Genomic DNA, 14688 nt, shown 5'->3' with positions numbered 1-14688 from the left:
CTATCGGTTGTGTACGAGGCTTGAGCGGAGGCGCAGCAGCCGCAGAGGTACGCCGAGCAGCGCCGGTTTGATTCCCTGATGGCCCGTCAGGCGCATGAGGGACTGCACGATCCACAGCCGGCTCTCCAGAGCGTGGCGGGGGGATCCGTGCACGTCGTCGTTGTCCATGACGTGCAGGTCTCGGACATTCCTGCGCACCATGGCCAAGTCCTCGGGCGGGATCACCTCGTCCCGTCGGCTGGCCAGGTAGTACACCGGGATGTCCAGAGCCTTGAGTTGGTCCTCGATGAGTGCCAGGCCCGGCAGAAAACCGCCCAGTTCCTCGCTGGGGGTGTGTGCCAGGTGGGCCAGCGTGTCCACCGTGACCCGGGGGACGTGTCGCAGCCACTCGCCGTCGGTGAAGAATGCGCCGACCGGTGCGCCCGCGGTGATGACTCCGCGGATGCGACGGTCCGAGAGCGCACAGCGCAGCGCGAGGTGTCCGCTGAAGCTCAGCGCCAGCGCGGTGGTGTTGGCGGCGTCGGCGCGGTCGGCGACCGCGTCCAGTATGGCTGTGATCATGCGCCAGCTGTCCGTGTCGTACCGCATCGTGTTCTCACCGACGCCGGGCATTTCCGAGACCACTGCCGCCAGTCCGAGCCGGTTGGCCAGCCTGAGCGTCGGAGCCCACTGCTCCTTGACGCTGATGATGCCGCCCATGATGAGCACCAGCGGGCGCGGGACGCCGGCGTTCAGTCCGGTGGCCCAGCAGCGGACCTTGCCGCCACCGAAGCTGATCTCCAGCGATTCGATGTCGTGCTGGGTCTTGCTCCACCGTTCGAAGGCACTGAGGTAGCTCTCCTGGGCGCCGGCCCGGCCCGGTCCGTCCACGTAGGGGAAGCGGGCCATCACGTAGCGGCGATTGGCCTCCAGAAGGTCTCCGCCCTCTTCCAGGGTCTCGCCGGCCGCGCGCCAGACGGCCGCCCAGGACTCGGGTGCGCCGTCCGTGTCGCTGCCGATCCGGTCCAGGACCGGTTGGTAGTCTGCGGCGCTCAGGCCCTGGGCCTTGGCGTGCACGACGATGAACTGTTTCAGTTCCGCGACGTCGTTCATGACTGACCGCCCCACCCCTCCAACGCGTCCTTGATCTCGGTGAGGATGTCGGCCGCTTCACCGCCGTCGATCACTCGGTGGTCGAAGGAGAGGCTGAGCCGCATGACCGGGGCGGTGGTCACCTCGCCGTCCCGTGCCACGGGCCGGGTGAGGATCCGTCCGACACCGAGTGTGATCGTGGTCCCGCCGACGGAGTGGAAGCTGTCCACCGCCCGGTGTCCCAGCGAGGTCACCGCGAAGGTGCCGAAGACCTCGGCGCGTCGGGCGAGGGGCTGCACGAAGCGCCGGAAGACGACCCGGCCGACAGGTGTCGGCAGGCCCTGGAGCTTGCGGACCCCGGCGAATTCGGCCATCCGTTCGGGATCGCCGTCGCGATAGTACGAGACCTGTTCCTGGATCTGCGCCAGGTCGGCCTTGGCGAGGTCGGGGAGGACGGCGGAGAGTACGGCCCGCTGTCCGTCGAGGGTCCGGTCCAGCGCCAGTTTGGCGTTGACCTCGGAGTAGTGAGCGATCCGGGGAAGTCTGCGGCCCTTGATCGCGGCGTTCGCCTGGGGATGTGCGGCCAGGACCCGGGCGCCGGCGTGGAGCACGTAGCTCACCAGCGAGTAGCGCAGTCCCTGTCCGCGCGCCGACTCCCGGTGGCGCAGCACCTCGTCCATGTCGACTTCGGTGTCGAGGAAGACCGGGGAGAACGAGCGGATCTGTTCGAGGAAGTACAGCGTCTGTCGTCGTTGTCTGACCACCTGCCGACCGGTCACGGACTGACCGCCAGGCGGTAGACATCGCCCAGGGTCGGCGCTTCGAGCAGGTCGGGCATGGAGACCGGCCTGCCGGTGCTGCGCTCGAGCGCCATCACCAGGGTGAGGAGGTGCACCGAGTCCCAGCCGGGCACCTCGTCGAATCCGGTGTCCAGGTGCTCGGCGGTGATCGGCAAGCCCACTTCGTCGCTGACAAGGGTGACGAACTCGTCGACGGTGTTCACTCTGCGGTCCCTTCAGCGGGGGTGGTCAGCTTGATGTGCTCGGGAGTCGGGGGGATCCCGGTGAGGTCGTGGCCGAAGACGGTGCCCGTGTCGTCCTGGGAGACCTGGGTGAAGCCGTTTCGCGTGTAGAAGTCGGCGACCTTGCCGTTCTTGGCGGTCGGCCGGTAGCGGCCGACGACCCGGTGAGCGCCGGTCGCAGCGGCCTGACGCAGCACTTCGGCCAGGCACGCCTGTTCGATGCCGCGGGCGAAGACCCGGCAGCTGAGCAGGAAGTTCTCGATCTCGACGGTTGATCCTGAGCGGCGCAGGAACACCGTTCCGACCAGTCCGTTGGCGCCAAAACGGTCGCCGGAGTGGATGCCGAGCACAGTGGCCGAGGCGTCGGCCAGCAGACGGCTCACGTCCGCCTGCTGAAGTCGCTCGGTCGTGAGGTTGAACTGATTGGTGCGCAGCGTGATTTGTGCGGCGCGAGCCGCCTCGCCCGGTTCCACTGGTCCCAGGCGGACCCACACCCCGAGTTCCCGGAGGTAGTCCTGGAGCGAATCGAAGCTCTGCAGGAAGTCGTTGCGGATCAGTTCGTCGCGGTACGTGGCGGGCCGGGCCCGGTCCTCGTCGGTGACCTGTACGACGTCGAACCAACCGTCCCGCAGCAGCCGTTCCACGTGCAGTGCGGGCTCCGTATCCACCTGGACCACAGCCACCTCGGGCAGCTCGTGCCGTACCAGCCCGCATTCGAAGGGGCTGTCGTCCACGAAGACGAAGCTGTCGACACCGATGTTGAGGTCGGCCGCCAGGTCACTGAGGTTGTCGTGCTTGGGACGCCAGTTGGCGATCACGCGAACGAAGTCCGGTTCGCGGAGCGTCATGCCGGGGTGCGTGCGCAGAGTGTCGCGGACCGGCTCGATGTCGTTCTTGCTGACCGCGGCCAGCAGCACGCCCTGGGAGCCGATCTGCTTGGCGACCTTCTGGAAGGCGCGGAAGGCCTCGCCCTTGTAACTGTCGGCGACCTCGATGCCCTCGGGCCCGCACTCGCCGAGGATGCCGCCCCAGACGGTCTCGTCCAGGTCGAGGGCCAGGCATTTCTTGCTCCGGCCCGCGACGTTCCTTGCGAGGTGCCCCACCTGTCTGGCGTACCGCGCCAGCAGGGCCGGCGAGAGGTGGGCCTTGGCGTAGCTGCTGAGCCGGGTCTCGGTGAGGAGGATGCCCTCGGTCAGCAGGGCGTCGAGGTCGAGCACCACGAGACCGGGATGCGCGTCGACCAGCCTCAGCAGAGCGGCGTTGGCCTCCCGCCACAGAGCGCCCAGCTGGGCCCTGGAGCGGTGGTCCACCAGTTGGGCGAGCACAGTCTGCGGAAGGGGCAGCGTGTTCAGGACGAGCGCTCCGCTGCCGTGGGCGGCGAACCTGTCGACCAGCCCGCGGATCAGACCGACCTTGGCCTCGATGGCCTTCGCCACGTCGGTGACGTGCCAGGGGGTGGGTACCTCGTCGAGAACCGCCTTGTGGTCCAGGACGCAGAGAACCAGGTCGGGCGATGCCCTCCACAGTTCGCTGTCGGGCGCGGACAGTTCCGGGACGTAACTGCCGAAGTCGGTGAAGTGCGGCCGCAGCAGCAGTCCGTGCCGGGCGAACTCGGCGGTCAGCGGTGCGAGCAGCCCGGAGAGGGTTCCGTTGCCGGTGACCGATACCCGGACCTGGGGCGCGTTCGGATTGTCCTTGCCGATCCGTTCCACGTCGAGCGCGCTGAGCAGCTGGCCGGCCCGGACGAGCTCGTCGTCCGCGAGCCCGGTCAAGACGCGACGTACTTCCGGGTACCGCTCCGCGAGCGTGCCGGAGCGATGGGCAGCGGTGAGATCCGCGAGCGTCTCCATTGCGGTCAGACCTTTCCCAGGGCAAAGCCGGCCTTGATCCACTTGCTCGACTCGATCGCGATACCGATCGCCCGGTCCCCGGGCGCCATCTCGGGCAGCAGCCGCTCCAGCTGGACGAACGGCGCCGCGTTCCCGATGTTGGCGATCTCGGCCACGCAGCTGATCTCCTCCGCGCCGGGCAGACCGAGCTCCTTGACTATCCGGGCGGTCATCGTGCCGGAGAGCTGCGGCGCGAGCAGGTAGTCCACGTCGGTGTCGCACCAGTCCAGCCCGGCCAGGAGTTCCTTGAGCACCTCCACCGCCATGTCGGGCACCAGCCGTTCGATGGCCTTGTAGTCCTCCTGGAGCGCGGGGGCGTCCGTACGTCGGTTCGCCTGCCCGTACCAGTCCACGACCTGGCCAGGCGGACGGCCCAGCCCGGTGAGCCGGTTGACGATGCTGTGCACCACGGCGGCGTCGGCAACGGGTTCGGCCGTCAGGACCGCCGCACCCGCCCCGTCCCCGAACAGCACGACGTTGACGAGTTCCGTGGGAGCCATGGTCTTCAGATCGAAGTCCACGTCGAAGTGCTTCGCGCACACGTCGCCGCCGAGTACGAGGGCGGTACGGTGCTCTCCGGTCCGAAGGAGCTGACGGCCGAGGTCGAGTGCGCCGATGGCTCCGGTGCAGCCCGACTGGAGCTGGTAGGTGGGAATCCCGTCGATGCCGAGCCGTTCGGCCACCATGTTGACCGTGGCCGGCATGAGCTGGTCGGGGGTCGCGGTGCCAAGGAGCATCACGTCGACGTCGTCCGGCCGCAGACCGGCGGAGTCCAGCGCCCGCTGTCCGGCCGTGGCGGCGAGCTCGGCGAGGGAGGAACGGACTTCGCCGCTCTCCAGGTCGACGGCCAGGTGCCGGGACCGGGTGCCGATGAAGGCGTCGACCCACTGCTCCCAAGAGGTGTCCATGTTGAACCGCCGGGCCAGGGCGGCATTGTCCACGGGCTGCCCCGGCAGTGCCGAGCCGGCTGCCAGGATGCGTACCTCGGGCGTGCTCATTCAGTCGGTCCCTTCGGCAAGTCCGGGTGGATCGTCGGCACATGATTGGCGTGCTCTCGAATCTGGAGAGCGCCCCTAAAGTCACCCTGAAGGTGTTCCGAAGCAGCCGGGGCCCGGCCCGCAGACTGCCTTGTCAGGCGGTCGGGGCCATCCGCTCGGCCATCTGCGCCTGGAAGGCCTGCAGATAGGCGAAGTCGAGGTACTCGTGCCCGGCGGTCACCAGACCGTCGCGCAGCTCGAGGAAGAAGGCATAGCGGTTACGGAAGTTCAGGCCCAGGGTCGAGCCCTCGGCGGCGGCCTCGATCGCGACCCGGTCCCCGTCGGCCAGCACGCTGTGGAGGTGGTAGACGAGCCCGTCGGCCCACACGGCCCGCATCCCGCCGACGCCCGCGAGGAATTCGTCCTTCGTCTGAAGCTCGGGCAGGGGGTGGTGGCTCGCCGGGGTGGCGGCGACGACCCGCCAACTGAATTCGGTGGCCAGCAGCTTCTCGACCGCCGCCACATCGCCCTGACCGACGGCGTGCAGAAATTCCCGCGCGACCTGTTTGTTCTGCTCCATTGCGTCCTTCTCTCCCTGGCGACCGCCTGTGAGCAGGAACGCTAGGAAGGCGCCCTTAAGCGACTCTGTGCCGGGGCTAAGGCGCGCACGGCCGATCGCCTTTAGATCTCGACAAGAGAGGCCTAAGCTCCGCCCGTCAACGTCGGCGTGCAAGCGTGCCCAGGACTGACGAGGAGCCGACCATGCTGACCGAACCGCCGCAGACAGTTGAGGAACTCGGACGCCGGTGGAGCCTCTTCCAGCCGTGGCTCCAGGAGGACCCGGTCCCGCAGTTCGACAAGCTGCGCGAGTCCGCACCGATCGTGCGGTCGGAAGAGCTGGGCGGCTTCTGGATCCTGACCCGGTACGAGGATATCGAGTGGGCGGCCAAGACCCCCGAGATCTTTTCGAACAGCAAGGTCAGCATTCCGCACATCCAGCTCTACGCCGACAAGCAGATCCCCGTCCAGCTGGACGGGGAGGAGCACCGGCTGTGGCGTCAGACGCTCACGACCGTGTTCAACCCTGCCGTCGTCAACCAGATCACCCCGCAGATCCGCCAGGCCGCAGTCGAACTGATCGAGCCGATCGCCAAGCGCGGTACCTGCGACGCGATCGCCGACTTCGCCGTCCCGCTGCCGGCCGAGACCTTCCTGATCAACTTCGGCATCGGGCGCGAGAACCTCCAGCAGCTGCTCGACCACAAGGACTGGCTGCGCAAGAACGCGATGCGCGGCACCGACGAGGACCGCTACGCGGCCAGCAAGCCGCTGTGGAGATTCTTCTCGGAGGCCGTCGACAAGCGTCGGACCGCAGGATTCGAGGATGGCTTCGATGTCGTCAGTCTTCTGCTGAAGTCGAAGTTCGAGGGGCGCGACCTCACCCAGGACGAGATCGTCAACGTGGTCTTCATGACCATGCTGGCCAGCCTGGACACCACGAACTCCATCCTGGGCCTGATTCTCCTCTACCTGGCCGAGCACCCGGAGGTCCAGGAGATCATCGCCACGTCGCCGGAGAAGATCCCCCTGATCATCGAGGAACTGATCCGGTACCAGGCCATGGGAGCCTCGGCCCGTGTCCTGACGCAGGATGTCGAACGCCACGGCATCACCATGCGCGCCGGGGACCAGGTACTGATGTCCTGGGGCATGTCGGGGCGCGACCCCGAGGCCTTCGATCACGCGGACCAAGTGGACTTCGACCGGTCTTCGGTGCGTCACCTGAGTTTCGGCATCGGCCCCCACCGCTGCCTCGGCATGCACCTCGCCCGGCGGATCCTCAAGGTCGCGCTGGAGGAGTGGCACCGACTCGTCCCGAGCTATCACGTGACTCCCGGCTCGACCCGTACCCACCACTACCTCCCGGTCCGCGGCATGGACCGCCTTGACCTGACGGTCGGGTGAAGCCGGTGGTCACCATTCAGGTCGACGAGTCCGTATGCAACGGCCACGGTCTCTGCCAAGTGATGAGCCCGGCGGTCTACGAGGTCAACCCCGACACCGCCAAGAACGAGGCGGGCCGTTTCGAGGTGTCCGCAGCGCTCAGGCCGGCAGCGCTGAACGGAGCGAACGCCTGCCCGGAGCGAGCGATCACCGTTCTCGAGTGACCCCGGCCGTCCGGGGGGACGGACAGCGGGCGCATCCCCCCGGTCGGCGCCCTTTCGGCCCGGCCACCCGTCGGGCCAGTCAGCCGGAAGCCGTCGACCCCGACGTCCCGTCGGCCGTCGCTCGAGAGCCGCTTCGCTCGCTGATCCAGCTGGCGAGCTGCGCACGGGACTTTACTTGCAACTTGCGGTATATGTGCGTCAGATGGGCCTCGACGGTTCGTGGGCTCAGGGACAGCCGGAGTGCGATGTCCTTCGTCCGTTCGCCGCTTCCCGCGAGTCGGGCGATCTCCGCCTCGCGCGCGGTCAGGAGACACCAACCGCTCTCCTCCTCGGCGCTCTCCTCCTCGCCCCCGGCCGAATGGTCCAGTTCCCACCGCAAAGCCCTGACGTGCTCGTACGTCCGCCAGGCACCGCTCCTGCGGGCCAGATCCTCGGCGAGCGCCAGCAGCGCCGGCACCTCTCCCCGCGCCCCCGAGGCCATCGCGCACTGGGCGGCCAGGGCCGTCATCCGCGCCTGCGACACGTCCATGCCGACCTGGGCGAAGACCCGCGCGGCCTCTCGGTAGAACTCCTTCGCGCGCCGGTGATGGCCCTTGGCGCGCAGCGCGTGCGCCTGTGCGCCCAGGGCGAAACCCCGGTGCGAACGCACACCGGTGCGAGCCGCGGTCGCGACGGACTCAGCCGCCCAGGCGTCGGCCGCGGCGGCCCCCACCATGGCTGCCGCCGCGGCCAGCACTTCCAGGCACCGCGCGCGCTGCGCCAGGGGTACCGCGGCGTCGCCCATGTTCTGCATCAGCGCCATGCAGCGGTGCGGCTCTCCTGCCTCCAGAACCGCCTCGGCCACCGCCACCATGGCCGGGCCACGGCCGAAGGCGAAGTCCGCGGGAAGGAGAGCCAGCGAACGCTCGGCGAGGTCCACCGACCTCTTCTGGTTCCTTCCGTCCATTGCGGTGGCGCACGTGGACTGACACGCGAGCGCCAGGCTCCGCATGTGGACGGCGCCCATGTCTCGAGCCGCCAGGTCCGCCTCCACGGCGGCGCGCATCGCCTCGTCGAGCCGCCCGACCTGGGAATACGTGGTGCTCAGCCCCAGCATCAAGGAGGGAAGGTGATGGTGGTGTCCGTGGGAACGGGCCAGCGTCCTGCCACGCAGGAAGTGACGTTCGGCATCGGCGAAACGATCCAGGTACAGCTCCACCCAGCCGAGCGTCGCCAGGAACTCGACCCTCGGGGCGAGCTCGGCGTGCGGAAGCCGGTCGACCATCGGTACGCAGGCGTCGACGGCCTCGGTCGCGCTCCTCACGTCGCCGTCGAACAGCCGGTCCCGCGCGACCGCGATCAGCGCGCCGGCCCAATCGGTGCGGCTGCCCTGGCTGATGGCCAACCGCAGGCAGCGCTCCGCCAAGATGCGGGACGTGGCGGTGTCCCGCTGATCCCCGGCGTATGCCCGTGCCAGCATCAACTGCATACGCTGGGCCGAGGCGCCCGGAGGCATCTGGTCCAGTTCCTGCTGCACCATCTGGCCCGCCTCGGCCTGGCCGCCCAGCGCGCACTCCAGCTGCACGCACAGAACCACCGCGGCGGCGCGGACTTCCCGCGGCTCCCCCGGCATGTCCGACAGGACCTCCCGACAGATGTCCCGGCTTCTCGCGGCCTGGCCGGTCACGACGAGGACGCGGGCCAACTGCAGCCGGATGACGGCCCGCTCGGCCCGGTACCGCTCGCTGCTCGGCGTCACCTTCACCATGAGCTCCAGCCAGCGTACGGCTTTCACGGGACTGACGACGATGACTCGTTCAAGTGCACGGGAGAGTAGCCCGAGGTCGTCCGGGCGCGGGCGCCCCAACAGCCGTTCGACGTAAACGCAGAGGTCGTCGACGTGCGCATTCCGGTCAAGGAGGACTTCGAGGATCCTTCGGTTGACCGATCCCCGCCAGTCCGGGTCGGTATGCCTGCGCACCGCCCTGCGCACCGTCGAATGCCGGAAGGTGTACCGCAACTGCGAGTCGGCCTCCTGCCGGACGAGATCGCGCGCCATGAGTCCGGATACCGCCACCGCCACCTGGGCCCCTTCCATCTGGGCCGCAGCCGCGACGGTGTCGAGGTCAAACCGGTCTCCGATGACGGCCGCCGCCTTCAGCACCACGTGTTGGGCCGTGTCGAGCGCCTCGACTTCACCCAGCAACCGATCGGCCTGGTCATCGTGGACAGCGCCCATCGGGTTCGGCCGGTCCCGGTTGCCGACCTGGGCAAGGGCCAGTAGGTACGCCGGTACCCCGCCGCTCTGCCGGTGCAGCCGGCGCAGCTCACGGTCGTCCGGTGCCATCCCCAGGATCTCCGCCGACTGGCCGACCGAAAGCGGCCCGAGCCGGACTCGCTCCACGGTGCCCAGTTCGACACCGTGGGAGAGCGTGCTCCGCAGTCGTGCCGAGGCCTGTCGCTGCCGGTGCGCGACCACCAGCAGCAACCGGGGTATCGGGAACCTCGCCAAGTGGTCCAGGAACTCCACCGACTTCGTGTCGGCGTGCTGGAAGTCGTCGAGCACCGCCAGTATGCCGCTGCTCGCACAGTGCGCGAGGAAAACGTGCAAGGAATGCTTCAGACGCGCCAATTCCGACTCCGAGAAACCCTTCCGGACATCCACCCCCGAAGGCTGGGAGAGCAACGTTCGCAAAATCTCCGCACATGCGGCGGGAAGTTTGTCGAGCACACCGGGCGCGCGACGACTGCGCAGGATCTCGACGAACGGATTGAAGCTGATCCCCTTCTCCGATTCCGAACACCGGCCGACCAGAACGTCGATCTTGCGCCGTTCCGCTTCCCGCACCAAGGCAGCGACGAATCGGGTCTTACCGGCCCCCGGATCGCCCGCCACCTCGATGACGCGGCCCCGTTGCCGGTCAACCGCGTCAAGCATCTCCGTCAATGTGCCCATTTCGGCGCGATAAACCGAGTTTGAGAGTGATTGCAACCGTGCTTCATTCATTCCGTGTGAAACCCTCCCATGCCAGTGATCAACCTACCCTCGGCATCTCGCACCTGCACTAGAACTGGTTGATCCCATACCAAGTCCTGCATGAGTGATAAGACTTAGCAAAATCGCGTGGAGCGTCGCGCTGATCCCCGATTCAGTCGGGGCGGCCTGGGTTGAAACCTCGCCCTCGGAGAGAGGGTGACACACACCTGTCGGGATGGACTCGGGCGACGCCGAACAGCGCTCCGGCCCACCGTGTCCGCTCCCCGCCCGCCAGGGCGTGTGTCGAAAGTAGCGCCGTCCGTCCAAAGGGCGGGGCCGGCGGCGTCCGGTGCGCGCGCTCGCACGGCGGAGGGTCGCCCCGGTACTGGATGTATCGGGGCGACCCCGACAACGCGGCGAGCGTGCGTGCCGGGCGTCGCCGGACAGGCGGGACTTTCGACGCACACCCTGGACGACTCACACGCAACTCCCTTTGGCAAAAGCTCGGTTCGCTGAGGGACGGGGGCGCACAGCGGCCATGTCCCTGGCTTCCACCCCCGATTGACGGAGGTACTGCGTCAGCGATGCAGCCGGAAGAGAAGGAGCCGGACCCACGTCGTCCAGGTCTTCCCGGCGAAGACGAGCTGCGTCGGTCGGTCATCGTCATACCCTTCGAGACGCACGGCAAGCGAACCGCGTTCACTCGCCGCCGCTGCCTCCCCGCAAGCGCCCCGATGCTCCTCGATCACCCCGTGCCCGCGTGGCTACTCGGCGCACTGCGCCACCGCGAGGGGCGTGATGCCCATACGCGCGGCCACCTCCCACAGGATTCCACAGGGGAGCCCTCGAGGATCGGTTGCCGAGGCGGTGACGAACACCCGGCCCATCAGTCGACGTCGTGGACTGCGCCGCCTCCCCCGACGCGCCGCTCAATGCTCGCTTAAGAGAGCGTCGCCATACTCGTTCCGACCGGAAGCAGCGATCCGAAGCGGAGGGACACGTGATGGGGAGAAGCCTCTGGTCAGCCATCCTCAGGGGACTCCGAAAGATCATGCCGGACTGCGAGAAGCTCGGCCCGTCCTGGGGAGCGATCACGGTGGGAGCGGTGTCCCTTCCCCCGATCCCGCCCCCCGCCGACGCCCAGCTGTCGGGCCCCCCTCCAGGCCATCCGGAGCGCGTGGACCCGTCTGCCCCCATCAGCGAAGTCGAGCACGCGTTGTGGTCCCAGCTGAACTGACGGGGCTCGGACTCCCCGGAGCCCCAGGAACACACCGTCTCCCGATGCCCGATCGACCTCCCCCGCAGGTCGACCTCCTTCGCGAACTCGGCCGCGACTTCGCCGGCCCGCACACCACCGTCGGCCGTCCGCGGTCCCAACCCGTCGGCGACCTGTTCGCGCGGCTTCCCCCTCCGCAGTGTTCTGACGTACGCGAACTGGTCGCCGGGGTCGGTGAGGAAGATCCAGGAGCGGTGCTGCCAGGGCTTGAGCGCGCCCTCCCTCGCGGCGTGTGCGCCACACCACACCATGTTTCCATTGCGAAACACTTCGGGTCAGCACGCTCCCGGACCGGCACGAAGGAGCCGGGCCGCTGCCGCCCGCCCCCACCCCGTGGCCATGCCGACGGCCGGGTACGGTACGAAGACAGGTGTGAACGAAGAGACCCGACCCGCGACCGTTCGCGTGTTCATCGCCCTCGCCCCGCCCGACCACGCGAAGGAGGAGCTGGCCCGGGAGCTGCGCCCGGCCTACGGCACGCACCCCCTGATGCGGTGGAACCGCGTCGAGGACTGGCACATCACCCTGGCGTTCCTCGGCGAACTTCCGGTGGAAGCGGTTCCGGCGCTGCGCCCGCTCCTGGCCGGCCTCGCGGCGGCCCACCGACCACCCCGCCTGGCACTGCGGGGCAGCGGCAGCTTCGACGACCGGGTGCTGTGGAGCGGGATCGACGGTGAACTCGACGAGCTGCACGGGCTCGCCGCCGACGTGCGTGCCGCCGTCAGGAATCACGGCGTCGCCTTCGCGGAGCGGCCTTTCCGACCGCATCTGACCCTCGCCCGCGCCCGCCGGGGCGACCTGACCTCGGCGGGCGAGATCGCGGCGGGGCTCGCCGGGTTCCGCGGTGGCGGATGGCCGGCGGCCCGTCTGCATCTGGTCGGCAGCAACGTGGCCCGCGGCAGCGGCCCGATCCACTACCGCGACATCGAGGCCTGGAGGCTGGGTGACGGGAGGACGGCGGGGCCACCGGGCCCGGACACCGCCTGACGCCCGCACCGCGGGACGTACGCCCCGGCGTCGGTGCGCCACGCGCGCCGGGGGCCAACCCTTCGCCACCGGCCGACCCTGTCCCGTAGACTTCGAGGCCTCATCGACTACCGGTCAACACACCCTGAAACGCCAGAAATTGATGAGCCATCAGGACACGGACGGGGCGAATGGGGCCGTCGCGAACGGCACGACCGACGGGAACGGCACGGCATCGCCGGACAGGGGCGGCGCGTCGGGGCCGAAGGCCCGTCAGTACGGAGTACGGGACCGCTCGTGGGCCGGATCTGCGGCACCGGGCGAGCCGTTGGGGATGGGCTTCGTTCACAAGGAGCGTGCAATGCCGTCAGTCATCGTGGGCCGTACGGGCCCCTTCGCCGGCCAGAGCGTGGTTCTGGGCACCGCTCCTGTCACATTCGGACGCAAGGGCGACAACGGGGTCGTGATCGTGAGTCCGAGCGCCTCCCGGCTGCATGCCGAGATCGTCAGGGAGGACGGGGCGTACGTCCTCCACGACCGTGACAGCAGGAATGGCACGTACGTCAACGACCAGCGTGTCACCCGCCACGTGCTGCGTGCCAACGACTGCGTGCGGATCGGTGACGAAACCTTCCTCTTCGAGGCACAGGACGTCATGGAGACGGTCATCGACCTCTCCCAGCTGCACCTGCCCCGGCTGAACGCGGCGGCCAACCCCGGCACCCTGCGGGTCACGGTCACCGGCGGCGGTCCGGTCGGGCTCGCCTTCGCACTGGCTCTGGAGGAGGCGCTGAGCGGGCGGGTGGCGATCACCGTCTACGACGGGCGATGGGTCCGCAAGGGCTCCGAAGTCGTCTGGAAGGACGAGTCGCAGGGCAACGTGCGCCGCCAGCAGGTCGTGACGGTCCAGAGCCGCCAGTACCTCGCGCTCTCCGAGGAGGTGCGAACGGCGCTGTTCAGCGACGAGGCCGCGTACTCGGAGATGTGGCCGGTGGGACCGGACTCCGTGGACGGCCGTCCGCCCCGCAACATCCGGATCGCCTACATCGAGGACCGGCTCCTCGCCCTGGCGAACACCCGGCCGGCGATCCAGCTCGTCCCGCACCGGTTCGACCCCGTGGAGCGGAAGAGCCGGCTCGCCCAGGAACACGTCCTGGTGATCGGGGAGGGCGGGCGCTCCCGCACCCGCGACCACTTCGCGGACCGCTTCGGCACGGCCGACGCCTCCATCTACTCCCTGGACGGCGAGCACCTCCAGGACGTCGTGCTGGGGCTGCGGGTCAAGTCGCGGCTGTCCGACCCGATGAGTGTGCTGCTGACCGTGTCGCAGAACCGGTTCCTGCTCAACTCGCTCCGGGGCGAGGGCTTCTTGAACATGCGGCTCACCCGCGAGGAGGCCAAGGGTGTGATCGGTATCGATCCGGTCCGCCAGGTCTTCGAGGAGTGCATCGCCGCCCGTCCCTGCCTGATGAACCGCGAGGAGGACAACGAGTTCCGCTGCTCCACGCACGGCACGCTCTTCCTGCCCGCTCTGCTGCGCAGCTCGCCCCTGTGGAAGGAGATCCGGCAGGGCCTGAACCTGTTCGGTGTGCCCGAGGACGATCTCTCCGCGATCACGTCGTTCCGGTTGGACATGGTGCAACGTCCCCGGTTCACGGCCCAGTTGCTCCGCCCGACCGCGACGACCCCGGGGACGTACGGCTTCCTGCTGGGCGACGCCGCCAACGCGATCCACTTCTGGCCCGGTCGCGGCCTCAACAGCGGCCTGGCCTCGGCCACTTCTCTGGCCCGCTCACTCAGCCGGGCCTGGCGGGGGAAGCCCCTGCGGGACGCGGACTTCATCCGGCACGAGGCGGCGATGTCCATGCTGCAGTACCGGCACAAGAGCCGGGCGTGGAACGCCATGGTGACCACCGACGAGCAGGGCGTCACCCGCGCCATCAAGGACATCATCGCCCGCAGCGCGGAAGCGGGCCGGGAGGCGGGGCAGGAGGCCGGCCGGGCGTCGGGACGGCCCGATCTGGACGAGCTGCTGGACCGCATGGCGGCGATCCGTGACCGTCTCGCTCCCCGGCTGCCCGGGATGCCCACCATGGAGCAGCTCCGCTCCCACCTCGCCTCGGTCGACCCGGCGACCCTGCGCACCCTCCAGGAGAGCGGCGCCTGGGACACCCTGATCGTCGGCGGGGAGGAGGCCGACATCGACCTCTTCTACCAGTCGGACTCGCCGGTCTACGTCCCCCGGCCCGGCGGTCCGTTTCCGGCGGGTCCCGCTCCGGTGGGTCCTGTCTCCGCCGGAGCCCACGTGGCCGATCCCCGGAGCCTCCCGTCGGCAGGGGTCCAGTAGGGGCCGGGCCGGCATCG

Annotated in this window: 12 protein-coding genes; 5 read left to right on the top strand and 7 right to left on the bottom strand. The window is 68.9% G+C overall.

The features are described 5' to 3' along the window. The 6 genes from OHT52_RS27760 to OHT52_RS27735 form a co-directional block, all read right to left on the bottom strand. Window positions 1–1092: an alpha/beta hydrolase gene (locus tag OHT52_RS27760; RefSeq protein WP_328722904.1), complete on the bottom strand. Its 1092-nt coding sequence runs from the start codon at window positions 1090–1092 to the stop codon at window positions 1–3. Further along, window positions 1089–1850, bottom strand: a complete 762-nt coding sequence (locus OHT52_RS27755; protein ID WP_328722903.1) for a 2-oxo acid dehydrogenase subunit E2 — start codon at window positions 1848–1850, stop codon at window positions 1089–1091. The genes OHT52_RS27760 and OHT52_RS27755 overlap by 4 nt, the downstream gene beginning before the upstream one ends. Next, window positions 1847–2074: an acyl carrier protein gene (locus tag OHT52_RS27750; protein WP_328722902.1), complete on the bottom strand. Its 228-nt coding sequence runs from the start codon at window positions 2072–2074 to the stop codon at window positions 1847–1849. The genes OHT52_RS27755 and OHT52_RS27750 overlap by 4 nt, the downstream gene beginning before the upstream one ends. Continuing rightward, entirely contained in the window at window positions 2071–3942 is a 1872-nt protein-coding gene (locus OHT52_RS27745) for an HAD-IIIC family phosphatase (protein ID WP_328722901.1), read from the bottom strand. The genes OHT52_RS27750 and OHT52_RS27745 overlap by 4 nt, the downstream gene beginning before the upstream one ends. Window positions 3943–3947: 5 nt before the next feature. Next, window positions 3948–4979: a 3-oxoacyl-ACP synthase III family protein gene (locus tag OHT52_RS27740; RefSeq protein WP_328722900.1), complete on the bottom strand. Its 1032-nt coding sequence runs from the start codon at window positions 4977–4979 to the stop codon at window positions 3948–3950. 133 nt (window positions 4980–5112) lie between these two features. Then, window positions 5113–5538: a nuclear transport factor 2 family protein gene (locus OHT52_RS27735; RefSeq protein WP_328722899.1), complete on the bottom strand. Its 426-nt coding sequence runs from the start codon at window positions 5536–5538 to the stop codon at window positions 5113–5115. A gap of 182 nt (window positions 5539–5720) precedes the next feature. Between OHT52_RS27735 and OHT52_RS27730 the strand changes: the two genes are divergently transcribed. Continuing rightward, window positions 5721–6923, top strand: a complete 1203-nt coding sequence (locus tag OHT52_RS27730) for a cytochrome P450 (protein WP_328722898.1) — start codon at window positions 5721–5723, stop codon at window positions 6921–6923. 5 nt (window positions 6924–6928) lie between these two features. Beyond that, window positions 6929–7126, top strand: coding sequence for a ferredoxin (locus OHT52_RS27725; protein ID WP_328722897.1), 198 nt, complete (start codon window positions 6929–6931; stop codon window positions 7124–7126). Window positions 7127–7205: 79 nt separating this feature from the next. On the opposite strand, the gene OHT52_RS27720 is transcribed toward OHT52_RS27725, so the two are convergent. Further along, entirely contained in the window at window positions 7206–10112 is a 2907-nt protein-coding gene (locus OHT52_RS27720; protein WP_328722896.1) for a helix-turn-helix transcriptional regulator, read from the bottom strand. Window positions 10113–11085: 973 nt separating this feature from the next. On the opposite strand from OHT52_RS27720, the gene OHT52_RS27715 reads away from it, so the two are divergent. The 3 genes from OHT52_RS27715 (at window position 11086) to OHT52_RS27705 (ending at window position 14671) form a co-directional block, all read left to right on the top strand. Continuing rightward, entirely contained in the window at window positions 11086–11319 is a 234-nt protein-coding gene (locus tag OHT52_RS27715; RefSeq protein ID WP_328722895.1) for a DUF6059 family protein, read from the top strand. 411 nt (window positions 11320–11730) lie between these two features. Next, complete coding sequence (thpR, locus tag OHT52_RS27710) at window positions 11731–12345, top strand: RNA 2',3'-cyclic phosphodiesterase (RefSeq protein ID WP_328722894.1); 615 nt, start codon at window positions 11731–11733, stop codon at window positions 12343–12345. 340 nt (window positions 12346–12685) lie between these two features. Beyond that, window positions 12686–14671: an FHA domain-containing protein gene (locus OHT52_RS27705; protein WP_328722893.1), complete on the top strand. Its 1986-nt coding sequence runs from the start codon at window positions 12686–12688 to the stop codon at window positions 14669–14671. Window positions 14672–14688 lie beyond the last annotated feature (17 nt).

Origin of the sequence: Streptomyces sp. NBC_00247, assembly GCF_036188265.1 — a bacterium.
Classification (GTDB): Bacteria; Actinomycetota; Actinomycetes; order Streptomycetales; family Streptomycetaceae; genus Streptomyces.
The sequence above is the reverse complement of the archived record's forward strand: the minus strand, read 5'-3'. Positions and strand labels throughout refer to the sequence as shown.